This is a genomic window from Streptococcus sp. HMSC065E03 (genome assembly GCF_001815045.1).
Classification (GTDB): domain Bacteria; phylum Bacillota; class Bacilli; order Lactobacillales; family Streptococcaceae; genus Streptococcus; species Streptococcus parasanguinis_AD.
Genome location: NZ_KV818853.1, coordinates 262,922 through 286,920 on the forward strand (window position 1 = coordinate 262,922; position 23,999 = coordinate 286,920).

The 23,999-nt window shown below is 40.2% G+C and carries 25 protein-coding genes, 1 riboswitch and 1 other annotated feature; of the genes, 2 read left to right on the forward strand and 23 right to left on the reverse strand.

Annotated features, from left to right (window positions below; translation table 11 throughout):
- Positions 1-6: 6 nt before the first annotated feature.
- Together ligA and HMPREF3002_RS07975 are read right to left on the reverse strand one after the other, a co-directional pair.
- Positions 7-1,965 carry an NAD-dependent DNA ligase LigA gene (gene ligA, locus HMPREF3002_RS07970; RefSeq protein ID WP_070666042.1) on the reverse strand — a complete coding sequence of 653 codons (1,959 nt, stop codon included), beginning with the start codon at positions 1,963-1,965 and terminating at the stop codon, positions 7-9.
- 85 nt (positions 1,966-2,050) lie between these two features.
- Positions 2,051-2,560: a QueT transporter family protein gene (locus HMPREF3002_RS07975; protein ID WP_049471983.1), complete on the reverse strand. Its 510-nt coding sequence runs from the start codon at positions 2,558-2,560 to the stop codon at positions 2,051-2,053.
- Positions 2,558-2,663, reverse strand: a riboswitch (PreQ1 riboswitch). Its footprint overlaps the gene before it by 3 nt.
- A 28-nt stretch (positions 2,664-2,691) precedes the next feature.
- Between HMPREF3002_RS07975 and HMPREF3002_RS07980 the strand changes: the two genes are divergently transcribed.
- Entirely contained in the window at positions 2,692-3,135 is a 444-nt protein-coding gene (locus HMPREF3002_RS07980) for a GtrA family protein (protein ID WP_070666045.1), read from the forward strand.
- Positions 3,136-3,159: 24 nt separating this feature from the next.
- Here the strand turns inward: HMPREF3002_RS07980 and HMPREF3002_RS07985 are convergent, their stop codons facing one another.
- From HMPREF3002_RS07985 to HMPREF3002_RS08065, 17 genes are all read right to left on the reverse strand, one after another.
- Positions 3,160-3,867 (reverse strand): B3/B4 domain-containing protein, encoded by a 708-nt coding sequence (locus HMPREF3002_RS07985; protein WP_070666048.1) that lies wholly within the window; start codon positions 3,865-3,867, stop codon positions 3,160-3,162.
- The gene (locus HMPREF3002_RS07990; RefSeq protein WP_070660317.1) at positions 3,864-4,328 is read right to left on the reverse strand and encodes a MarR family winged helix-turn-helix transcriptional regulator; all 465 of its coding nucleotides are present in this window, start codon (positions 4,326-4,328) and stop codon (positions 3,864-3,866) included. Before HMPREF3002_RS07990 ends, HMPREF3002_RS07985 begins: the two co-directional genes overlap by 4 nt.
- Before the next feature lie 253 nt (positions 4,329-4,581).
- On the reverse strand, positions 4,582-5,553 hold the full coding sequence (locus HMPREF3002_RS07995) for a YihY/virulence factor BrkB family protein (RefSeq protein WP_070666051.1): 972 nt from the start codon (positions 5,551-5,553) through the stop codon (positions 4,582-4,584).
- An 83-nt stretch (positions 5,554-5,636) separates the two neighbouring features.
- A complete protein-coding gene (locus tag HMPREF3002_RS08000; protein ID WP_070666053.1) occupies positions 5,637-6,497 on the reverse strand; it encodes a methionyl aminopeptidase in 861 nt (286 codons plus the stop codon).
- A 20-nt stretch (positions 6,498-6,517) separates the two neighbouring features.
- Entirely contained in the window at positions 6,518-7,795 is a 1,278-nt protein-coding gene (gene spxR, locus HMPREF3002_RS08005) for a CBS-HotDog domain-containing transcription factor SpxR (RefSeq protein WP_070666056.1), read from the reverse strand.
- The gene (locus HMPREF3002_RS08010) at positions 7,788-8,339 is read right to left on the reverse strand and encodes a GNAT family N-acetyltransferase (protein ID WP_070666058.1); all 552 of its coding nucleotides are present in this window, start codon (positions 8,337-8,339) and stop codon (positions 7,788-7,790) included. The genes spxR and HMPREF3002_RS08010 overlap by 8 nt, the downstream gene beginning before the upstream one ends.
- 56 nt (positions 8,340-8,395) lie before the next feature.
- Positions 8,396-9,655 carry a UDP-N-acetylglucosamine 1-carboxyvinyltransferase gene (locus tag HMPREF3002_RS08015; protein ID WP_070589247.1) on the reverse strand — a complete coding sequence of 420 codons (1,260 nt, stop codon included), beginning with the start codon at positions 9,653-9,655 and terminating at the stop codon, positions 8,396-8,398.
- A gap of 192 nt (positions 9,656-9,847) precedes the next feature.
- Positions 9,848-11,038 carry a methionine adenosyltransferase gene (gene metK, locus HMPREF3002_RS08020; RefSeq protein ID WP_049497327.1) on the reverse strand — a complete coding sequence of 397 codons (1,191 nt, stop codon included), beginning with the start codon at positions 11,036-11,038 and terminating at the stop codon, positions 9,848-9,850.
- 398 nt (positions 11,039-11,436) lie between these two features.
- Entirely contained in the window at positions 11,437-12,663 is a 1,227-nt protein-coding gene (locus HMPREF3002_RS08025) for an ABC transporter permease (RefSeq protein WP_070666061.1), read from the reverse strand.
- Between the two features lie 135 nt (positions 12,664-12,798).
- Positions 12,799-13,230, reverse strand: coding sequence for a hypothetical protein (locus tag HMPREF3002_RS08030; protein WP_070666064.1), 432 nt, complete (start codon positions 13,228-13,230; stop codon positions 12,799-12,801).
- Between the two features lie 134 nt (positions 13,231-13,364).
- A complete protein-coding gene (locus HMPREF3002_RS08035; RefSeq protein WP_070666067.1) occupies positions 13,365-13,796 on the reverse strand; it encodes a hypothetical protein in 432 nt (143 codons plus the stop codon).
- Between the two features lie 171 nt (positions 13,797-13,967).
- A complete protein-coding gene (locus tag HMPREF3002_RS08040; protein ID WP_049490930.1) occupies positions 13,968-14,435 on the reverse strand; it encodes a deoxycytidylate deaminase in 468 nt (155 codons plus the stop codon).
- 308 nt (positions 14,436-14,743) lie between these two features.
- A complete protein-coding gene (rplT, locus tag HMPREF3002_RS08045) occupies positions 14,744-15,103 on the reverse strand; it encodes a 50S ribosomal protein L20 (protein WP_000124834.1) in 360 nt (119 codons plus the stop codon).
- Positions 15,104-15,152: 49 nt separating this feature from the next.
- The gene (rpmI, locus tag HMPREF3002_RS08050; protein ID WP_003003453.1) at positions 15,153-15,353 is read right to left on the reverse strand and encodes a 50S ribosomal protein L35; all 201 of its coding nucleotides are present in this window, start codon (positions 15,351-15,353) and stop codon (positions 15,153-15,155) included.
- 33 nt (positions 15,354-15,386) lie between these two features.
- On the reverse strand, positions 15,387-15,917 hold the full coding sequence (infC, locus tag HMPREF3002_RS08055) for a translation initiation factor IF-3 (RefSeq protein WP_003003721.1): 531 nt from the start codon (positions 15,915-15,917) through the stop codon (positions 15,387-15,389).
- 16 nt (positions 15,918-15,933) lie between these two features.
- Positions 15,934-16,062: a sequence feature (ribosomal protein L20 leader region), on the reverse strand.
- Between the two features lie 23 nt (positions 16,063-16,085).
- Positions 16,086-16,766, reverse strand: coding sequence for a (d)CMP kinase (gene cmk, locus HMPREF3002_RS08060; protein ID WP_070666070.1), 681 nt, complete (start codon positions 16,764-16,766; stop codon positions 16,086-16,088).
- 14 nt (positions 16,767-16,780) lie between these two features.
- Positions 16,781-17,236 carry an SAG1386/EF1546 family surface-associated protein gene (locus tag HMPREF3002_RS08065; RefSeq protein ID WP_003006692.1) on the reverse strand — a complete coding sequence of 152 codons (456 nt, stop codon included), beginning with the start codon at positions 17,234-17,236 and terminating at the stop codon, positions 16,781-16,783.
- A 45-nt stretch (positions 17,237-17,281) separates the two neighbouring features.
- Between HMPREF3002_RS08065 and HMPREF3002_RS08070 the strand changes: the two genes are divergently transcribed.
- Entirely contained in the window at positions 17,282-17,482 is a 201-nt protein-coding gene (locus HMPREF3002_RS08070; protein ID WP_003006690.1) for a ferredoxin, read from the forward strand.
- A 9-nt stretch (positions 17,483-17,491) separates the two neighbouring features.
- Here HMPREF3002_RS08070 and HMPREF3002_RS08075 read toward each other — a convergent pair whose 3' ends face one another.
- The 4 genes from HMPREF3002_RS08075 to HMPREF3002_RS08090 form a co-directional block, all read right to left on the reverse strand.
- Complete coding sequence (locus tag HMPREF3002_RS08075) at positions 17,492-17,968, reverse strand: EbsA family protein (RefSeq protein WP_023917814.1); 477 nt, start codon at positions 17,966-17,968, stop codon at positions 17,492-17,494.
- Positions 17,969-18,062: 94 nt separating this feature from the next.
- Entirely contained in the window at positions 18,063-20,588 is a 2,526-nt protein-coding gene (locus tag HMPREF3002_RS08080; RefSeq protein ID WP_070666073.1) for an LTA synthase family protein, read from the reverse strand.
- Positions 20,588-22,336: a rhamnan synthesis F family protein gene (locus HMPREF3002_RS08085; RefSeq protein ID WP_070666076.1), complete on the reverse strand. Its 1,749-nt coding sequence runs from the start codon at positions 22,334-22,336 to the stop codon at positions 20,588-20,590. Before HMPREF3002_RS08085 ends, HMPREF3002_RS08080 begins: the two co-directional genes overlap by 1 nt.
- Position 22,337: 1 nt before the next feature.
- Complete coding sequence (locus HMPREF3002_RS08090) at positions 22,338-23,996, reverse strand: glycosyltransferase family 4 protein (protein ID WP_070666079.1); 1,659 nt, start codon at positions 23,994-23,996, stop codon at positions 22,338-22,340.
- Positions 23,997-23,999 lie beyond the last annotated feature (3 nt).

Below are 23,999 nucleotides of genomic sequence, written 5' to 3' on the forward strand. Positions count from 1 at the left end.
GATCCTCTATAAACTTTCAAGCCAGGCCTCATCTTCTACCTGGATTCCTAATTCTTGTGCTTTGGTTAACTTGCTACCAGCGTCACTACCTGCAACGACCAAATCTGTTTTTTTGGAAACCGATCCAGTTACCTTAGCGCCCAGACTTTCTAATTTTGCCTTTGCTTCTGAACGTGTGAGTCGCTCTAGCTTCCCAGTCAAAACGACTGTCATTCCTGATAGGGCCGCATCAGCAGCGACTTTTTCACCAAGATAAGCCATATTGACACCAGCTTCTTTGAGCTCTTGCAAGAGGCGCTTGGATCCTTCTTGCGCGAAATAACTCTTAAGGCTTTCAGCCACGACCATACCGAGACTATCAATGCTGGCAATCCGTTCTGGATCAGCTGTTGCCAATTGATCGAGGTCATGGAATTCTTGGAGCAAGATTTGACTAACCTTGCTACCGACATGGCGGATCCCCAAACCAAAGAGTAACTTCTCAGCTGAATTCTCTTTTGAAGCTTGAATGGCTTCATGGAGTTTTTCAGCAGATTTTTCTTTAAAGCCTTCTAAGGTCAATAGATCCTCTACGCTTAGGCGATAGATCCCTGCCACATCCTCTACTAACTGAGCTGCAAAGAGTTTCTCTACAACAGCTGGACCCAAGCCTGTGATATTCATAGCATCCCGACTGGCAAAGTGGTTCAATCCTTCCTTAATCTGTGCTGGACAGAGCGGATTGATACAGCGAAGGGCCACCTCATCCTCAAAATGAAGCAACTCACTCTGGCAGCTCGGACAATGAGTTGGAATGGCTAATGCTTGATCAGAGACTCGCTTATCTTTGACAACACGCAAGACCGCTGGAATGATATCACCCGCCTTGTAGACAATGACGATATCATCCTGATGAATGTCTTTTTCAGCAATATAGTCCACATTGTGCAAGGTTGCCCGACTAACAGTGGTTCCGGCTAGCTGGACTGGAGTTAGATTGGCAGTTGGGGTCACAACTCCGGTCCGTCCAACCGTCCAATCCACCGATAAGATTTTCGCTTCTTTTTCTTCAGCTGGAAACTTATAGGCGACAGCCCATTTAGGAGCTTTTACGGTAAAGCCTAGTTCTTCTTGAACAGCTAGATCATTGACCTTGATGACGATCCCATCGATATCGTAGGGAAGATCCTCTCGAAGCTGAGCTACCTTCTGGATGAAGTCCCAAATTTGTTCCATATCCTCAGCCAGCACTCGCTCTTGGTTCACAACAAACCCTAAGCGGGCTAATTTCTCAAGTACGCCTTCCTGACTGCTTTGATCAGTTGGACTCACTTCTTGATACAAGAAGGTTGCGAGATTTCGCTTGGCCACGATTTTCGTATCCAATTGGCGAAGCGTTCCTGCAGCAGCATTCCGCGGATTAGCAAACTCCGGCTCACCATTTTCTTGACGAATTTGATTGACCCGATCAAAGGAAGCCCGTGGCATGTAGCACTCGCCTCGAACCGTGATGTTCACTGGCTCTGGTAACACCAAAGGAATATCCTTGACCCGCTTGAGGTTCTCTGTAATATCCTCACCGACAGAACCATCCCCACGTGTCGCCCCCGTTACGAGGACACCATTTTCATAGGTGAGGGAAATGGACAAGCCATCGATTTTCAGCTCACATACATAGCTGATAGAAGGAAATTCCTTACGGACACGCTGATCAAAGGCTTCTAATTCTTCACGCAAAAAAGCATCCTGCAAACTATAAAGGGGATACTGGTGCTGGTATTTGGTAAAGCCTTTTAAAACCACCCCACCTACACGGTGAGTTGGACTCTCTGGTAAGATCTCATCAGGATGAGCGGTTTCTAGTTCCACCAACTCCCGATATAATTGATCATATTCACTATCTGAAACAGATGGAGCGTCTTTTGTGTAATACTCGTAAGCATATCGATTGAGTAATTCCACTAATTCTTTTATTCTGGTTTTCATGTTCTTATTTTATCATAAAATCTTAATTTAGCCTTGAATTTACTGCATTCTTAGCATTAAAAAAAGGAGCCAAAGCTCCCTTTTCTTATTTTGTAAAATCGATCCGTTTAGAAAGTTGATTGATCACAATCGCTCCAAAAATCAAGGATGCGAATTCACCCAATCCCATAGTCAACCAGTTATAGAAGAATGGTTGGCCTTGAAGGTAGTATAGTTCCAAGGCAATCGTAAACATGGAGATGGAAAAGAAAATCGCAAACAAGAAATGGTCCAAGCGAATAAGACCGTCAAACAAGAACTTGTTTTTGAATCGACCAAATAGAATGAGTCCAAGTCCTAAGAAGACAAAGGTTGAACCTCCACCGACAAAGACATCGATCCATCCAAAACTAAATAAGTTAGCAATCATACAACCAAGCGTCACCCCAATCAAGTACTTCTTATTGTAAAAAGCTAAGAAATTCATCATTTCCGAAACACGGAATTGATAGCCATAGTAGGCCATAGCGTTGAGAGGTGGGGTAATGGTCAATACGATATAAATCGCAGCAACAATGGCAATTTGCGCCATATCACGAGCAGTTAACTGTTTCATCTATTCTCCTTTAGCGGTTTTCCCGCGTGTAATATGCTTGGCGAAAGGATCTTAAGCACCAAGAGTTGAAGTTTGATTTCTTCAACCTTTCAAGTATAGCATATTTTGAGGTTTTATGGTAGACTGAATTTATGAAAACACTAATTAAAAATTTTTTTGATAATGAGATTTTATCCTATCTATTTTTTGGAGTTGCCACAACCATTGTTTCTGTCGGAACCCGTCTCTTCATCTATCATGTGTCTCGTGATGAACGATTAGCGACAGCTATTGGAAACATTGCTGGGATCCTCTTTGCCTTTGCGACCAACGATACCATTGTCTTTAAACAAGAAAGAAAGGGCTGGTTTCAGCGCTTGATCCGATTTGCAATTGCGCGCTCTGGGACCTTTATACTGGATATGGCCTTGACCGAGATTTTTGTCAAGCAATTCCCAGGAATTATCGGGCAATTTGTCCACAATAACAAAAGCCAGATCAATCTGATTGAAACCCTCTTTGCACAAGTGGCCATTGTGGTCCTCAATTACGTCTTTAGTAAACTCTTTGTCTTTAAAAATAAAAACAAGGCTTGAAACGATTGTTTCAGCCTTATTCTTTTAAACTTCTATACTTGCATGCTCTGCACTTAATTGATAGATGGTGCCTTCAACCCCAAAATAATCCTTGGCTAGATCTTTCAATTCCTGCATAGCTGTTTGGGCCCGTTTGGCCTGCTCCTCATTGATGGCTTCAATCACCAAAATAGCGTCCTTGGTATCTTCTGTTAACATGGTTCTTTGAGCCTCACGCCAATTCAAACAACGGCAAACGGCGCCTTCTTGGTCGTAGTAGATGATCTCCCCTTCCAAAGCTGGCGCATCTTCGTCAGCTCCTAATGGAAAGAAAGGTTCGCCTCCTTTCGCTTGACCTAGAGAGAGGCCACCCACCAATTTATCCATATCTTCTCCTCCACAAGGAAGGGCATAAGCCATCGACACGCTATTGTAAAGATCCACCAAAGGATTAATCGGATAGAATTCACGTCCCTGGTGAACCCGTTTTAAGAGTGCTTCGATTGAAGATCGGGCTCCTTTTTTTGTTTTAAACTTGCTAAAAGCTTGGCGCCACTCTTGAACGAACTCACTCTGGGTATAGTTTTCTTCATCAATAAATTCCCATGCTCTCTTGGTACCCTTGTCCAACAATTCTTTGAAATAAGGATCCTTGGCTTCATCTACTGTATTATCAATACCATACAAGGACATCACTGTAATTCTAGCTGTTGGAAATAAATCCCAAAATGCTTGATCGACTGTCACTTTCATTGCTTTACCTCACTATAATTTCTTTTTTGACCTTTTTTGACTAGCTCCCAATCCAAGGTGATATTCTCACGAACTCGGATGAGATACTCCTCTAACTGTGCGACTTCTTCTTTGGAAAATCCTTTTAAGGCAGTTTTTTCAGAGTAAAGATGCTCCCCTAAAATGAAGGGGTAAATCTGCTTACCTTTTTCAGTTAATTCCCATTCCTTGATTTTAAGGTTTTCACCCCTTGGACGCTGCTGAATCAGTCCTCGTTCTTCTAGTTTTTTTACAGACCTTGCAACGGTGGATCGATCTACTTTCAAGACTTCAGAGAGTTCTTCCTGAATCATTCCAGGTTGCTCGGCAATTCGCACCAGGTAGAGGTATTGACCACGCGCCAGATCCAAATCTCGAAATTCAATATTTGCTATAGAATCCAGTGCTCTCGCAATGATGCCAATCTCACGCAAAATACTCATCTTACTCCTCCTTTCCTATTGACAATAGCATAACACATTTTTGTTGCAAATGCAATAAAGATAGATAAGAAAAAAAGAGGCTGGGACAAAAGTCCTAGCCTCTCAATTATTTTTGAATTGTCGAGCAAGACGCAGTCGTTGAGTGGGCTCTACTACGCTGATTCCATCAGCTTTTACAGCCCTACTCAACTGTGCGGAGGAGGGACGACGAAATCGAATTCTAACGAATTACCGATTTCTGTCCCACTCTCTCTTATTCCGTTTTTTCTTTTTTTATCAAGCGTAACCGAAGCTTTAATTTTTGTGAAACTTCTCTATGCCGAAAGTCCACTTCTTCTGATTTTAACTTAGAGACAATTTCTCCACTGCGCGTTTGGAACTTTGCTTCTCTAGCAAATTGGATACTGGCATTTAAAATACAACCAATAATCATGATTTTTGCCACCAAGATAAACCAGAACATGATGACCGCTAGGACGACCGAACCGAAGAAACGAGCATCTAAGAAATGACTCACATAACGATCCACATATTTCCAAAAGATATTCAAGATCGCATACAGGACAGCAACAACAAAGGTCGCCCCTGGCAATACATATCTAAATTTCGGAATTTTGACATTTGGAAGGGTGTAATAGAGCAAGACCAGACTGACAAAAAGTAAGAGATAGATGGTCGGCTCTGTCAAATTCAGTAAGCGCACATAAATCGTCCGATCAAATGAAAAGGTCTTATAGAGATAACGAACGATCATTTTCCCAAACATGGAAAGGATCAGCGAGAGTCCAAACAAGCCCTGCAAGGCAAAACTGATCAGAAAGCTAAAGAGTCGCCCCCAGATAATACCACGCTCCTTTTCCACCCCATAACTCTTGTTATAGGCTTTTTGGAGGTAGGCAATGCTCTGAGAGAAGATCCACAAAGCAGAAATAATCGAGAAACTCAGTAAGCCTGTCGAAGGTTTGGTCAAGACACTCGAAATCATCTGTGCCACTATTCGATATAAGGAGGCTGGCAAAACCTTCTGTAAGCTTAAAAGAATCTGAGTGGGACGAATATGAAAGTAAGGCAGAATATTGGCTGCAATCAGCATCAAAGGGAAAATGGAGATCAGCAAATAATAGGCAACCGCAATGCTAGTGATATCAGACTCTGCACTCTGATAAAATCGCACGAAGCCTTTTATAAATGGCTGTCCCAGTATTTTTTGTAGGACCTTTTTCATTCGTCACCTCCCCATTTTACTAAAAAAGAGCAAAGAGCGAAACCAGACACTTGCCTTCAGCTCCATTCTTTCCTCTCTATTTTTTAGTATGTTCCTTCTTCACCTTGACTAGTCAAGATCACTGGACCATCTTTTGTAATCACAAATTGATGCTCGTATTGACAAGAAAGGCCACCGTCAAGGGTCTTATGGGCCCAACCAGTTTCCATATCTGTATCAATCTCCCAAGTACCGGTATTAATCATTGGCTCAATCGTCAAGACCATCCCTTCACGTAAGCGAAGACCGCGTCCAGCACGACCATAATGTGGGACCATTGGTTCTTCATGCATGGTAGGCCCGACACCGTGTCCGACCAAATCACGCACCACGCCATAGCCTTTGCTTTCTGCATACTCTTGAATCGCTGCACCAATATCCCCCAAGCGATTGCCAACGACCGCTTTCTCAATTCCCTTATAGAGACATTCTTTGGTCACGTCCATCAAATCTTTGACTTCTTGCGAAACATTTCCCACCGCATAAGCCCAGCAAGAGTCCGCCAAGCCACCACTGTATGACTCAGTGTATTTCTTCATTTGCCCCACATTATCAAAATCTAGTTTCGATACATCCAAAACAGACTTATCCAGTGGTTCTGACAAGACCATGTCTACCTTGAGGAGATCACCATCTTTGAGAATGACATGACGTGGAAAAGCATGGGCTACTTCGTCATTCAAACCACAGCAAGTCGCATAAGGATAGTCCATGAGACTACCTTCTACACCGATTTGAAGCGGCAAGACATTGGCTTCTTTACAGCGACGACGGACATATTCTTCTACTTCCCATAGGTCAAGCCCTGGCTTTATCAAGTCACGCAATCCAATATGGATGCTAGCAAGGAAATCTCCCGCACGATCCATAGCTTCAATTTCACGTTGTGATTTTAATGTAATCATTGTCTCCTCATTTCTTTTGTTTAATTAATCTTAATCGTAATGGTTGCTTTCGCGACTAGCTGCAGATCTAAATACAAGCTAAAATCAACCAAGGCCGAACGTCTGGTTCGCCGAACAAGCTGTGGTTCAATGCGGATCACATCATCCACCTGTACAGCCTGTAAAAAATTGATGATCAACTGTTCGACAATCAAGCTACGCCCACTGTGTTGCATCATCTTGCGAATAACCTTCATCAGCACTTCGATCATGATCCCATTGGCCAAAACACCGCTTTTCTCCAGCATACTTGGCTCCACTGTGAATTGGTAATGGTCGTTCTCTGTTTGAATCTTTTGACCAATTTGCTCACTAAAGGTTGGTAAGCTCGAAAACTGCACCTTGCTAATCCGATCCATGACATCCCGACGCGTAATAACACCCAGCAAGGTCTGGTTATTACGAACAACAGGAATCATTTCATAATCTTCAGCGATCATCCGTTGGCTAATCGTCGCAATGCTGGTGGACAAATTAGTGGTAAAAATGGTCCGTGACATCACCTTATCAAGGGTCGTCTGAGGCGCCTTATCTCCAGCATCTCTCATGGTCACGACGCCCACTACCATCTGGTGCTGATTGACAACCGGAAAACGACTAAAGCGATTCTTTCGAACCAAATCTAAATAATCCCGGACCGTATCCGTCTCAGAAAGATAGCCGTACTCATGGAAGGGCCGATAGACCTGTTCTACTGTCAAGATATCCGTCTTGATCTGCATGTTAGACAAGGCCTTATTGATCATGGTCGCGACGGTATAGGTATCGTGTGAAGTTCGGATGACTGGGATTTGCACCTGATTGGCCAGATCAATCACATCCTCACTGACCTCAAAGCCACCCGTCACTAAGACCGCATTGTCATGCTTAAGAGCCAATCGTTGGATGCTAGTGCGGTCTCCCACGATCAAAAGCCCACCTTCAGACACATAGTCTAGGACGTGCTTTTCCGTCATGGCACCGATGTAAAATTTATTAAATTCTTTTTCGAGACCTTCCTCACCTGCTAATATTTCAGAGCCAGTGATTTCTAAAATTTCCCGATAGGTCAAGTGCTCTAGTACAGCTTTTTTCGATTTGACACGGATAGTCCCGCTTCTAGGACGCGTTTCTACAATTCCTTGATTTTCAGCTTCTTTAATAGCCCGATAAGCCGTCCCATCACTGACATTCAAAAAGTTGGAAATACTGCGGACACTGACCCGTTTTCCAATCGGCAATTTTTCGAGATAGTCTAAAATCTCTTGGTGTTTACTCATAGAAGTCCCCTCTACCTAGGCGGAAATCATAATAATCGCGCATTTTACGCGTATATCGGTCACTCCCTTTGAATTGACGAAAAAGACGAAAACCAGCCTTTAAAGCGACCTTTTGACTCCCTGCATTTTCAACATGGGTGACAATCTTAAGCTCCTTCAGTTGAAATTTCTCAAATGATAGATAAACCAACTCTTTGACCGCATCTGTCATCAGACCCTTTCCCCAAAAATCTTTGCGTAAAAAGTAGCCTAACTCAGCCTCACCCTTAATCTCATCCAACTTTTCAAACTTAATGGAGCCGATCATCTGATTGGTTTCCTTATCACAGATCGCCCAAACCCCCAAAGGATTTTTCATGAAATAGTTGGCTAGTACATATTGAGTTTCAGCAAGATCGGCTTGAGCAGGAAAGATAAATTGTAGGTTATCAGGATTCGAAGCAATCTTATAAAAATCTTCCGCATCCTCAAAGAGAAAAGGTCGTAAATACAACCTTTGTGTTTCAATTAGTGAATAGGCAGCTAAGTGCGTCCAAATATTCATTTCAAACTCCATTGTTCGTGTATCCAGCCGCCACTATCAGATTCCTAGTTCTGTCACTATTCCTCTACCAACTGGATGTCTGCTCCAAGTTGGGTCAATTTATGAATAATATCTGAATACCCGCGAAGGATGTATTCCACATTTGTAATTTCTGTTGTTCCAGAAGCCATGAGACCGGCGATCACTAAAGCCGCACCAGCTCGAAGATCCGTCGCTTTCACACTGGATCCTGTCAATTGATTTGGCCCTTCATAAATAATGTGGTCGTTCAAGGTCGAAATGTTGGCCCCCATTTTAGCCAATTCTGGTACATGGTTGACCCGCTTTTCATAAATTGTATCAACAATGCGTCCACGTCCTGCAGCCGTTAAGAGCAAAGGTGTGATCGGTTGTTGCAAATCAGTCGCAAAACCAGGATAAGGAGACGTTTTGATCTGGATGGCCTTCAAGCCTGTCTGCTTTTCTACAAAGATACTATCTTCAGAAATGGTCATGCGCACACCCATTTCCTCTAACTTAGCAATATAGCTCTCTAAATGCTCATACAGGACATTATTGATCTGGATACCTTCTCCAATAGCAGCTGCAAGGGCAATATAGGTTCCAGCTTCGATGCGATCTGGAATCACCTGATGTCTCGTTCCATGCAATTGTGGAACACCATCAATGATAATAATGTCTGTTCCTGCTCCACGAATATGGGCTCCCATGTTGTTGAGCAAGGTCACCACATCGATAATCTCAGGTTCCCGCGCAGCATTTTCGATCACCGTCCGGCCTTCAGCCTTGACTGCTGCCAAAATCGTATTGATCGTTGCACCGACACTAACAGTATCCATGTAGATGTTTGCTCCTTGAAGAGGCTTGCCATCAGTCGCAAGTTTCATACTAGAGCCATCCATGGTCATAGCGGCTCCCATCGCTTCAAAGGCCTTCAAATGCAAATCAATCGGACGTGGGCCAAGATCACACCCACCAGGAAGCCCAACAGTTGCTTGACCATAGCGTCCTAATAAGCTGCCATAGAAATAATAGGAAGCTCGCAGACTGTTGATTTTTCCAAATGGCATGGGCATATTCTTCACCCCACGTGGATCAATGATCAAACTGTCTTCTTTGCGCTCGATCTTAGCCCCCATGATGGTCATGATTTCAATCAGACTCGCCACGTCGGAGATATCCGGTACCCCATCAAGGGTCACGATATCATCCGCCAGAATGGTCGCCGGAATCAAGGCTACTACACTATTTTTTGCACCACTAATGGTCACCTCTCCTTTTAGAGGGCGACCACCATTTATTACAATTTTTTTCATCTTAATAATTTATTAGCTCTTTCAAGTCTTTTTCCTTTTACTATCGTTTTTTGAAACGGAAATAAAAGGGACAACGTATTCAAAATACTGCATCTATTATACCACAGATCGACCTATTTTTCCATCTGTAGGAATTTTCAAAACGAAAAAAAGCTAGGATCAACTTGACCCTAACTTTTCCATTTCAACTAATTATTTTACAGCTTCTTTCAAGGCTTCTACCTTGTCCAAACGTTCCCATGGAAGGTCGATATCTGTCCGTCCCATATGGCCATAAGCTGCTGTTTGACGGTAGATTGGACGTTTCAAATCCAACATTTGAATAATCCCTGCAGGACGAAGATCAAAGATCTCACGTGCTGCTTTTTCAAGCTTACTTTCAGCGACTGTTCCAGTACCAAAGGTATCAATACGAACAGAGACAGGTTGAGCAACCCCAATGGCATAAGCCAATTGCACTTCTGCTTTCTTAGCAAGACCTGCTGCCACGATATTCTTGGCAATGTAGCGAGCTGCATAAGAAGCGGAACGGTCCACCTTAGTTGCGTCCTTACCAGAAAAGGCACCACCACCGTGACGTGAATAACCACCATAGGTATCAACAATGATCTTGCGACCTGTCAAACCTGAGTCCCCTTGAGGCCCACCGATAACGAAGCGACCAGTTGGGTTGATGAAGAATTTAGTCTCCTCATCTAGGTAAGAAGCTGGAATCACTTCTTTGATGACCTTGTTAATCACATCTTCGTGGATTTGTTCATTGCTGACATCTGGATCGTGTTGAGTTGAAATAACCACTGTATCCACGCGTACTGGGCGGTCGTTTTCATCGTACTCAACAGTAACTTGTGATTTGGCATCTGGACGAAGATAGCTGATTTCCCCAGACTTACGAAGCTCTGCCAAACGACGAACCAACTTGTGGCTGAGTGAAATTGGCAATGGCATGAGTTCTTCTGTTTCATCCACCGCAAAACCAAACATGAGACCTTGGTCTCCAGCTCCAATCAAATCAAGTGGATCTTGATCTGCATTTCCACGAACTTCCAAGGCTTCATTAACCCCTTGGGCAATATCAGGAGATTGTTCCACCAAAGATGGGTGTACTCCTACCGTCTCAGCAGAGAATCCATATTCCGTATTGGTATAACCAATTTCTGCAATGGTATCACGAACCACACGGTTAATATCCACATAAGCAGTCGTTGAAATCTCACCAAAGACATGCACGGAACCAGTATAAACAGCTGTTTCGGCAGCTACGTGAGCTTCTGGATCTTGCTCTAAAATAGCATCTAAAATAGCATCTGAAATTTGGTCTGCAATCTTATCTGGATGCCCCTCAGATACTGATTCAGACGTGAAAAGTTTACGTTCTGACATAAAAATGTCCCCCCTTAAAAAATATTGTTATAGAGTTACAAAGTACTGATAGAAGATTTCTACCACCTTATCGGGACCATATAACACTTCATTATAACACATTACATATGATATGGAAAATGATTTTTCAAAAAGCCCATTAAATCAGCTTTTTCGGTCTATGCACTACCCAGTTAAACTGACTTATACAGTCCTTAAAGTTCCTAAAAAGTTCACAAAAAAATACCCCTTAGGGTATCAATCATTTACGAGTTCAGCAGCAAGATCTAGCACCCTCACACGGTGCTTTTTTTATCTTCAAAAATGGTAGGCGTCCGCGTACCAATGGGTACTCGAAAACCTACCACCTACTTAAATGATAACAGTTCTTTAAAAATTTTCAACCCTATCTACTTTAATCAGTCTCCATTTTTAAATAATATACCTCCAATAAATACCAGGACTCCTAAAACCAAGGATAAAATATTTGGACCTGTCCAATAAGGATCTAGCGTACCTATGATGGAAACAATAAATAAGACGGCTGATGTATTTAAGAGACCCACATTTCCATTCCTCATAGCTATGAAAAGGATGAAAATCGCAATCATAAAACAAATATAATGGATGGCACCAATATATAAGATCAGTAGATACATAGGGTTTCCTAAAAATAAAGGAAAAATCATAATACCAAGGTGGCAGACTGCTATTATAAGGGCGCTCCATAACCAAGACGAATGAAGAATGATCCTCTTTGGCGAATTTTCTTTATCATTGTTTGATTGTATATCAGCATTCAACTGATCGTTTACATCTATGTCTCCTTCTACTTGAGAGTCCGCCATCTCTGGTTTAGTGTCAATAGATGATAGATCTTGTACTTTCACCTTGGACTCCCAGCTAACTGCAACTTTCTCAAGTAAACTAAAAACACGACAAGCAATATAAATCGATAAGAGAAGATAAAAGAGACCGTAAAAGCTTATACGAGAGATGAAAGAGTATACTGCACCTATCACAACAAGAGAAGATAAAATGAGCAAGAGAGAAAATACTTTCTGAAGTTTCTCACTTGTACTTGTGATCATAGCATTAATCAGAAGTAAAAACATTAACTCCATTAAAATGTATCGAAGTGTAAAAGCGTAAATGTCACTCGTTCTATCCATACCAACCAATATAAATAGTGGAGAAATATTTGTAGAGGAAACAAATAGTACTAAATAAGCTATCGATGATTTCCAACCATCTTTACTTTTCCAATTGTTTAAAAGCTCCCTCATTTCTACATTCTTTATAAGCAGGCAAATCCATATTAAACAAATGATATTTAGCACAAAGGAAATGTTCATCAGATTTGTTGGGGAGAAAGGTGGTAAAAAAAACATCAGTAGTTGGGTAATTGAGAGGAGAAGAGCAGCTATCAATCCTTCAACATTTAAACGCTGCTTCATGATTCTCCAAATTACCCAGCAAATAATCATTCCATTCCATATAGAAAAAATACTAGAGACAGTGAACAGTGGTGTATTTCCATTTAAATTTTGGACATTATAGCTCTCTACTAGACTACTACCATAAGAAACAAGATAAAGAATTGCTTCAAGAATTAGCAGTATACCATACCATTTTTTTCTAGACATAGATTCTCCTCCGCTTTCTAAGAAAAGTATTTAACGATTCATTTATTTAAATTATAACATAGTTTGTAATCGTTTTCCTCGCTTACTCTCAGGAATTAATAAAAAAGATAGGATTGAACATCCTACCTGCTATCATCACTCTTCATTTTTTAACAATACAGTTCCAATCAATACCATCACTCCTACCACAAGCGGTGGTATATGATTAATCAGCCAATCCGGATCACCCGCAGCAATAAATGAAAAAACATAAATAGCTGCTGCTATATAAAGAGTTGCTTTATTGCCATTCACATTTCCATTCCAAAGCAGGATAGTTGCAATCACAAAGCTAATCATATGGATACCCAAAAAGTACAAAAAGCCACCAGCCCACGCTCCCATTGAAAAGAGACCTAATAAAAGTAAAACTATATAAACAATGGCCAAGAACAAAGCAATAGAAAGGATTACAGAATTTCCAATTCTCTTCTCTGGCTTCATTTCATTGTTCGGAAAAAGACTTTCATCTGAAGCATATGACTCATTTTCTTTATCTACTTCAGGATTCTTTTGTTGATCTGTCATAACTTTCTTCTAACATTTTTTGTTATTCTTTCAAATAATAGCGCTTAAAAATAGAGCGGATGAACTGATTTAACTATCTCTTTGATCGACCCGAATACTTTTTATTGAGTAGAGTTGACTATACCCATTTTTAATTAATAGCTTTTTTCTTCTTCAACTAAGAGTGTTCCAATCAAAACCAGAATACCTAGCAGTAACGGAGCGATTCGAAAAATTTCCCAATCTAGATCATAACCCAAGATGATAGACAGCAGATAAAGTCCGAAACTCGCATAGAGAAGGCTTTTATTCCTCTTCTTCATCCCTAGTCTAAGTAAAATGGTCCCAATAGCAACACCTAAGAAGTTTGGTGTTAGAAAAATCAACAACACGAAAAATCCCAAAATATTAAAGGAAAAGGCAAACAATACAAGATAGATAATGGATAAGTAAAAGGTAACTGAAAGAAGAATAGAATGTAAGCTATTTTCTTTTGGAGGATTCTGAACAAATATAGAATTGGGATAATCTTCACTGATCTTACGATGCTCTTTATTTTCCTCAAAATGTTTCTCTTGGTTTGTCATCACTTTCTCCTACCTTTCTTATATTTTTATGTTTTTCCGTTAACACCATTATTCTTGATTCCATCATTCTTTTCATGATAGCCATCTATTCAATGCTATCTCTTAAACATTAATTTGGACAGGTTTCCAATTAGATTGCTAACATATCATGAAATAGGCTGGAAATTTTCCCTAAATAAAATCAGCCTCTGCAATAGCTCTTTTCACTTCTTCAATTGGTAAATTGACCAGTTCTACTTCTTTTTCGCGGTAGAGGTATTCGGCATATTCATCGATTCGGTACTGATGAATGTATACCACTCGCTTGCATCCAACTTGAAGCAATTGCTTGGTACAATTGAGACAAGGAAAATGCGTCACATAAGCTGTAAACCCTTTTGGAATTCCACGTTCAGCTCCTTGCAAAATCGCATTGACTTCCGCATGAATCGTCCGGACACAATGTCCCTCGACCATGAGGCAGCCATCCTCTAGACAATGATCTGTCCCAGAAACGGATCCATTATAACCTGTTGCAATGACCTTATTATCCTTAACTAGAACAGCACCTACTTTCGCTCGATTACATGTCGCTCGATTCGAAATCAGTAAGGCCTGTGCTGCAAAATATTCATCCCATGCTAGTCGATTGTGTGTCACCTTTGTATCCTCCATCTCTCCTCATATCGTTTACGATTATTTTCATTATAGCATGAAATCAACAAGAAAAAAAGGGAGTGGGAAAGAACTCTGACTAGTAAAAAAGAGTTCGTTTTCCCACCCCCGCACAGCTTCAACAGTCTGGGAGACTGTTGAAGGTTGCAGATAAAGGAAACATAGTTTCCGTCAACATAGGTCATCTTTAGAGCTTAAAAAGCGAATAAAGATACCAATCAACCACTGCGTCATACAGTTATTTCTATCATACATCAAAGGCTGGACAACTTTTGCCCAGCCTATTGTAAAAATTATTTACCAAGTTTTGCTTTAGCTGCATCTGCAAGAGCTGTGAAAGCTGCTGCATCGTTAACAGCCAAGTCAGCAAGCATTTTACGGTTAACTTCGATCTCAGCCAATTTCAAACCATGCATCAATTGTGAGTATGAAAGTCCGTTCATACGAGCTGCCGCATTGATACGTGTGATCCACAATTTGCGGAAGTCACGTTTCTTTTGACGACGGTCACGATATGCATAGTAGTAAGAGTTCATTACTTGTTCTTTTGCAGTACGGAACAAGATGTGTTTAGCTCCATAGTAACCTTTAGCTAATTTAAGAATACGTTTACGACGTTTGCGTGATACAACGCCACCTTTAACACGTGCCATTTATATTTCCTCCAATATTTCCTAGAATTCTTTACTTACGAATACGCGATTATTTCAAGCGAGTAAGCATTGCTTTGATACGTTTGAAATCTCCTGCATGCACCATAGATGCTTTACGAAGATGACGACGTTGTTTCTTAGTTTTTCCGTGGAAACGGTGAGAAGTGTAAGCACGGAAACGTTTAAGTCCACCAGAACCTGTACGTTTGAAACGTTTAGCTGATGCGCGGTGTGTTTTTTGTTTTGGCATGATATTTTCTCCTTTTTTTAACTTTCTGACAGATTATTTCTTGTCAGTTGCTGGCGCCAATTGCATGAACATTTGACGTCCATCCATCTTAGCACGTTGTTCGATGATCGCCACATCTTGTGTCGCTTCAGCGAAGTCGGCTAAAACTTTAGCACCAATCTCTTTGTGGGTAATCATACGACCCTTAAAGCGAATGGATACCTTCACTTTATTTCCTTTTTCAAGGAATTTGCGAGCATTGCGAAGTTTTGTATCGAAATCACCCTTGTCAATCACTGGGCTCAAACGAACTTCTTTCACGGTCACAACGCTTTGTTTTTTACGTTGTTCTTTTTGCTTCTTCTGGTACTCAAATTTGAACTTACCGTAGTCCATAATTTTCGCAACAGGAGGTTTAGCTTGAGGTTGAATGAGAACCAAGTCAACATTAGCGTCGTCCGCAAGTGCTTGCGCTTCGCTAAGTGGTTTGATACCCAATTGCTCACCTTCAAGACCGATTAAGCGAACTTCACGTACACGAATTTCATCATTGATGAATAAGTCTTGCTTTGCTATGGTTTTCACCTCTTTTTTATTATTCGAGAAAAACAAAGAACGGACCTGCAATACAGGCCCGAACTACATGATGTATTTCATTACTGAAACTTGATCCGTAGGGGCCAGGCAACTTGCGTCACAAGGCGAGAAGTTCTCACTTCTGCTTTTCTCAACTTTTATATGATATCAAGTTTTTTATTCTTTGTCAAGAAGTTTTTTTGCTTTTTCTTCAATAAAGGCCACAACTTCTGCAATTCCAACACCCGTTGTGTCAAAATGAATGGCATCTGCTGCAGGTTTCAAAGGAGACACAGCACGGTGGCTGTCCTTATAGTCACGTTCAGCGATTTCTTTTTTTAACAATTCAAGATCCGCTGTGATGCCCTTTTCAACATTTTCCTTGTAGCGACGTTCTGCCCGCTCCTCAACAGAAGCGACCAAAAAAATCTTCAGCTCTGCATTTGGTAAGACAACTGTCCCAATATCACGACCGTCCATGACGATTCCACCCTTCTCTGCAATCTCTTGCTGAAGAGCCACCAACTTTTCACGGATAGGCGCAAGCGCTGCGACCCACGAAACATTATTGGTCACTTGGTTATCACGAATTGGATGGGTAATATCCACGTCTGCTACAAAAACAAGTTGCTCTCCTTCTTCCGAACGACCAAAACTAATTGGATATTGATCTAAAAGGGCTAACAAGTCATCTACCTGTTCGGCTGTCAGATTATTTTGCAAAGCTAGGTAAGTCGCTGCACGATACATAGCCCCCGTATCTAGATACGTATAGTCTAGATCCTTGGCAATGATCTTTGCAACCGTAGATTTTCCACTAGAAGCCGGTCCATCAATGGCAATTTGAATTTGTTTCATGCTGTCCTCAACTCCTACTGAATCTTAACGACATCGCCAGGATTCGCATACCATGATCCTGTAGACATATGAGAAGGATTTAACTGTTCCAATTGGGCAATGGAAATACCAGCACGCGCAGCAATCGCTGCTTCCCCTTCACCTGCTTGAACAGTGATCGTACCTTCTTCAGAGTTCTCATCTTTTGAACTATCGTCTTTAGCCGCTTGGTCAGTTTGTGCTGCAGGGGCTGATGATTTCTGTTCAACCTTAGTCTCTCCATTGTAGAAACCAGACATTTGTTTTGATTTGTTGCTGCCACCTGTTGAAAGGAAAATCAACAAGCAGACCATCGCCACTACTACTACAAAGAAAATAATGGCTAAAATCGTCAATAGACGATCTGCCTTGATTCCGTTTAACTTACTCGTTCTTTTCAATGTTTCTTCTCCATCATCGTAAATATCTTCTTCCCATGGTTCTTTTGCCATGACTTCCTCCTTGTTTTTTCTCGTAAAAATCATTACAATAGAAGTATGAAAGTTACGTTAATTCCAGATCGTTGCATCGCTTGCGGTCTCTGTCAGACCTATTCTGAATTATTTGATTACCATGACAATGGCATCGTTAAATTTGCTGCTGAAGAGGACGACCTCCTTGAAAAGGAAGTCCCTGTCACAAACGATGTTCTCGAGGCTATTAAAGAATGCCCCACTCATGCTCTCTTAAAAGATTAAGAGGGCTTTTTATTTGTTTGCATAATACATCTCGTAGTAATCCACATGGATGAAATTGTCCGTCAGGATTACTTCTCCCTTAAAATAAGGATTTAAGGCAAGTGCATTGATAAAGTATTTTTTCGGCCATTTACGCATACAGAATGTTCGACTGCGCGATCCATCATTAAATATGAGCTTGATCGATTTCTTATTTACTTCGACCTTTTCAATCGAGTCAATCTTCACCTTGATTGGAGTAAAAGGATTGGCAGTAATAATCCGCAAGATCCCATCCTCATAGATCGTGAAGTAACGATGGACCCCAATCGCGAGCAAGACCATAAATAAAAAGAACGAAAACAAAACTAGCGTTGGCACACTAGAGCTCTCATACATCAAGGCCAGTCCAATAAAGACCGGAATCACTGCAATGGACCAATAAGTCACAAGAATAGATAAGTCCGGTTGCCAATGATAATGGACCTTTCCAAATATCTTAATCATGAGCGTACCCCCATCTAATAGTTTAGCATAAAAAACAAAAAAAAGGGAGCCAGACAGCCAAAATCACAAAGATTTTTAACTGCTTGCACTCCTTTTAATTGGATTTGTTGGTTGGAACTTTAAAGAAGTCTTTAGAAAGGTAACCTTTCCCACTAATTAGGTCGTATTCAACCATTTTCAAATCCTCTGCAATTTCTTGCGCTTCTCCTTCTAAGGCCTTTTTATCGACACTTGCTTTTTTCAGCACTTCTGTCAACAAAGCATAGTAAGGCGAAACTTTTGAATTGGTCTGTTCAAAGACCATAGCAGAGAAATCACTTGAATTGACCAAAGGATAGTTCAATTTCGGTGCATCAAAATTACTCCAAATGAAGTAGTCTGTCTGATACTGACTCTCCGGATTATTCTTAAAGGCGGACTCAGGATAAAGACCTGGCAAATGATCCCCATAAAATACCACTGTAATCTTCTTATCTATTTTAGAAAGACTTTCAAGGAAGGATTGGGTGGCGGTGTCAGTTTGTGAAAGTAAACGACTGTAGAAAGTTAGTTTTGAATTTTCTTCATCACTAAAACCTTTACCTTTGGCATCCAAGGTTTCTGGATTTGCTTCTAACCATGGAGTATGATTTTGCATGGTCATCACAGAAAAGAATTGTCCTGTTTTGTCGTTTAAATTATCCAAAACAATATTATAGGTGGATTCATCACTCGGACTAATTCCTTCTTTTCTGTACTTGATTCCCTTTGTATTCGTCGTAATAAAATCTTTGAAATCCAATCTCGAATACACAATATCCCGAGAATAATTTGATTTACCTGCCAAGTGAACAGCAATCTTATTCTGTTTTGAGTATGCATTACTGATAGACGGCACATCATGGATCTTAGGAAGAACTTCCGTATACAAGACAGATAAAGTTTGTGATAAATTATAGAATGGTAAACCTGTCAGAGTCTGGAACTCCATATTTGCAGTTCCGCCGCCATATCCATCCGATTGCATTTGCCCACTCGTGTGGGTCTTCATGATGTTCTCAATATTTGGAATCGGATTTTGCGTAAGCTCTACTCCCTCGACCTTTCTAGGATCAGAAAAACTTTCACTCAGAATATAGATGACCGTTTGATCGTTTAAGTAGTTACTTCTCTCCTTATTGATCTCATTCGACAAGTTGGTATATTTTTGGGCTATTTTCTCAAGACGTTCTTTGGAATAACCATCCGGTTTTGGAACAACCTCCGTCGTCAATTGATTCATCCAAACATAAGACAATCCTTTATAACGAGCATTGGTCGTATTCCCTAGCCAATTAATATCTTGGTAATTGTTCAGGGTGCTAATAATTGGTACATTAGCCTTGATCTTCCCGTTTTCTTTATCACTGAATATCCCATTGACACTCTTAAAACATAAGAGCATCACTGCAATAGCTCCGATTTGTATTTTCCATGAAGAAATAATTCTTCCATTAAAGAGGTACTTTTTCCCGACAATCAGTAGACAAACCAGGAAGACCACCAATAAAAAGATGTAAAATATTTGCGCTTTGTCCATAAAGCTCAAAAGCGTCATTGGTTTGGTTAACCAAGTTAAATCACTCGGTAAAACCGGCTCATTCCTCATGCCAAACTTGATGGAATTTGCAACTACAAAAGCAATGGAAACAATGGAAATGAGACAGGTAGCAATCCAATATTGATTGATACAAATGTAAACAAAGATAAGGATCGCTGTCAGAATGAGAATTTGAAATAAGATGGCATCTGGAATCGTGTAATGAACGCCTAAGAAGGGTTCTGTTCGACCTAAACTAAATTGTATAAAATAATTCAATACAATTGCGATGGTGGTACTAGAGAAGAACACTAAAGAGAAACTCGGTTTGTTCTTGACGAAATCTCGCTGCCCTTTTGTGTATAAAAATCCAAGCAAGGAAATCAAAGGAAATAGAAAATATAAAAACTCATTTGTCAACCAGAATTGTTGAGCTGAGTATTTGCCAATTTCAAAGGCCTTATACAAAAAATTATCTGTCCTGTAAATCAGGGTCGAAAAATTTTTGTCTGTTACGATGAAGGTGATCAAGAGTTGTGACAAGACCAAATACTGGTAGTTCTCGCCTATCTCTTCTCCTCCTTTTTTCCGACTTGGCAGCTTATCATAATGCTGTCGTAATAGAACCAAACCACCTGTAGAAGCAAACAGAAGGAAAATGACAAGGAAGGAGTCCGTTCTAAAGAATGGATGCTTATCAAAATTCCAAACCTTGTATTTTGGATTATTCAAATAAATCGTGATTTCTGTCAAATAAGAAAGGGTATTGTAGACCAAATAACTGACAATCAGCTTTAAAGGAAACCATTTTTTAAAATTGAACTGGGATAATATTGGAATTAACAATAGGAAACTAATTCCAAATAGAATTCCTAAAAAATTGACATATTGTAGGACAGTCCCCGTTGCTTTGTTATGTACTGCAAGATTGTTCTGAGCTAGGTAAAAATTAAAAAAAGAAAATAGAACGAAAGTAACCCCATAATACCACTGAGTTCTTGAGACTTTCGATAATGCTGAGAGGATAAATTCTTTAACATTAAACTCTTTTTTCCGTTTCATTATTTCACTTTCTTTATCATTCTTTTTAGTATATATTTCACAGCTCTTGCTGGTCCAATCACAATATACTTCAAGGCCCCTTTAATCCCTCCTATTTGATTAAAGTCCACAAAGGTATGCGGTTGGAGATCCTCACGATTGTTCAACTGCTTATTATCGATAAATGGTGTCAGAACATGTGGGTTTTGAGAGATTCTAAAGTCATACTTTTGATCCCAAGCAATATAGACCAACAAACGCTCGATCGCATGAAGGATCGAATTTTGAGGAAGAGGTTCAGCCGGGACATCTGCTGCTGTCAAATTCAAATCAAAGAGTGGTTTCAAAGCATCATATTTAAACCAAACAAAGGTCCCATAACTCATGACAAAGGTATTGAGATTTTTGAAGTCAATCGTCTTGGTCGCTCCCATCCGTTGCCAGAGCTTGTTCATCTCTGGTGAAATAAGAGCCTCATTCCAAGCAACCACTATGCGATTGTAACGGAAGAAGGTTGGAATATCTGCTATAGTGATTCCGACTTTTGGATTGGCCTCCATATTGGCCAGGATTTGATCAGCCGGGTTAACTAGCATCTCGATCAATTCTTTCCGCCAAGATTCACCTGCCCAAAAATCTGCTTCTTTGGATTTCTTAGTATGGAAATGACCAACATAATCGTATTTTGAGAGTTGCTCTTTTAAGAGCAGCATTGGTAACACATCTCGTCCAATGTTTCCAGTCACTACAACCGTGGCATCTTGTGCTCGTTTAGAAAGAATTTGCTCAATAGCCTGCTTCTTCTCTTCTACATCTGTCGTGATCCATAAGTCATAAGCAAAATGAAAGGCTTGGAAAGCATCTAGAAATTCTTCCAGGAGGTCCACATAAAAGACATGAAGATGAACCGCAACTTTTTTACCAAACTCTCCAGCTAATTCCTGGTTTTTCAAGTACTTACGAGACAAGAGATAAGGATAGTCTGGACGATCAATCATAGACATGTGGTTAAGAATCAAATCTAATGGATAGTTCGATACACGCTCCAACTCATCAAAAATATAAGGCATAATTCCTTCATTGTTTGCAATGGTTTTGACTTTGATGAAAGGAACCTTATGATTGAGAATCGCTGTAGGATTGTAGTAAGAAAAGTCTGGATAGAGCATCCCAGTTGTGTCTTCATGAATGGTATCAAAGACCGTCTTATAGCGAAAACCAGCATCCAAGAAATTCGTTGTGACCTTGGTCTCGTAGTTATCAATCACATCTTGAACATTGGTGAAGTCTTGAACACCCTGCCAAAATTCTAGGAAGGAGCTTGATGTCAACACCTGTTTTTTAAAACTGAGATAATAACTCTGAATATGCTCGTTAAAATCCTTGTCTTTTCGGTAATTGGTCATTCCCCAGAAATCCACTTCATCATCATGTTCAAACTGCTGATAAATGGGTTCTAGATCCCAAAGCGGTCCAAAGCAGGTATCATTCATAAGGGTAACCGAATCAAAATGAGCCAGTTGGTCAAAGCCGACTGTCTTCATTCCATCCCGCCAAGCCGCAAAGTCAAAGCCACTATTTTGGCGCTCTAGAATATCGTCTACCAGATGTTGTGCTACTAAATTAGACTTCACATCTTCTGGTAGTTGACTATTGGAGATAAAGACCACCCGCGAATACAAGGGGCGAATCTTTTCTAATTGATAGAGTACATGCCCACTAATAAAATTAAACTTATTGTAGTGAACATATAAAAGTAAACGTTGCATATTATTTCCTTATTCTAAAGAATTTCAAGATCTTTGTTGGAATGGTCCAACGGCGAGAATGGATGATGGAATTGTATTCATGAGATAACTTTTTATAATTCTCATGTAAGTTGAATAGGTGTCTGCTAAATTCTTCGTCACTTTCTTTTTCATAGGAGAATTGAAATTGATTACCTGAACTATTCGAAAGATCAAAAAGAATATGTGGATGGGTATTAAAGAAAACCAAAACATCCTCGAAATCAATTCCGTTTGAAGTTACAAGAGGAATTTCTCTTTGATCCTCCAATGCAATCAATGACAATTTTTTATAGGATCCCGGAAATTCTGAAAGTAATATTTTTAGATTCTTTTCCTTTTCAAGCTGGAAGATAATAGAGCCCTTATTTTCCATCCTCTCTTTTGTTATTTCATGGTAGGCTGAGTGAAGTCCATCGTTAGAAGCTGAAATCACCACCTGAGATTTACCAATTACTTCGAGATCACGATTATTGAATTTCATCCCCAAAAATCGAGCATACTTAGAGGAAAGCTTTTGGTTACCAATTGGCGTTTCTACTTCGATGTAATCTTTAAAGACATCATAAATGGTCTCGAGATTGTATTTCTTTCGAGCGAGTTCTTGATCCAGTAATTGTTTTTCTTTATAGCTATCAAAATTCTCAATCACTGTAGCCATTTGTTGACTTAGCAGATCTCTATCTCCTAGTGGATATAAATTCCCCGATTCTAAAAATTTACTTGAAGACAAATGACCTAAATTATCGGAAATGATTGCCGGAACTCCATTGAGGACTGATTCCACAAATACTAAAGAAAATGTTTCTAATTTAGCAGGCAAGACGAGGATATCTTTATCTGTCACCAAGGACCATGGATCCGAGTGAAAACCAACAAAAGTCACACGATCTAGATGATGCGTTTGAATATAGTCATCCATCAACTTTTTGTACTGCTCATCCCATCCTCCGATAAAAACCAGTTCGATATCTTTCCGATTTAAACCATTATAGGCTGCAAGCAACTCAAGCTGATTTTTTCGTTCGTTAATCCCACCGATGGATACAAAACGAGAAATAGTAGAATTCTTAAGAGGACGCTCTTGAACTTCTGTATAAGGGATGAACGGAATCAATTTGTCAGTCGTAAAATAATTCGTTAGAGTCTGGTACAATTCCCCTTCTACTACAAAAATTTTATCAGACAAATCATCAATTAAGGGAATCAGGTCCTTATAATAGCCAAACTCACCAAAAGGAAATTCATGAATAATATAAAAATGTCTGACCTTTTCACATGCAGCTGCAAATGCTCCCTGAAACACATTGACTGTATTCGAAATGACCAATTCGATCTGTTCATTCCGGATAATTTCTCTTACTTCCTCAATATTCTTTTGTTGAGAAGCTTGGATTTCTAACTCTGAAATATTCAGCGTCTTAGACTCAGGCCACCACCACTGATTGGTTTTTAACTGAAATAGTTTAATTCCAGTTGTATCCATATGACGGAGATAGTCTTTATCAGTGTGTGGAGCATTATCCGGTATCACATTATAAACTTCGTGACCTTGCTGAACCAACAATTTCATTAAGTTCACAATCGATACTTCTGCTCCACTAAACATGGCTCCAACAGGAGATACAAATAAAATTTTCATAGC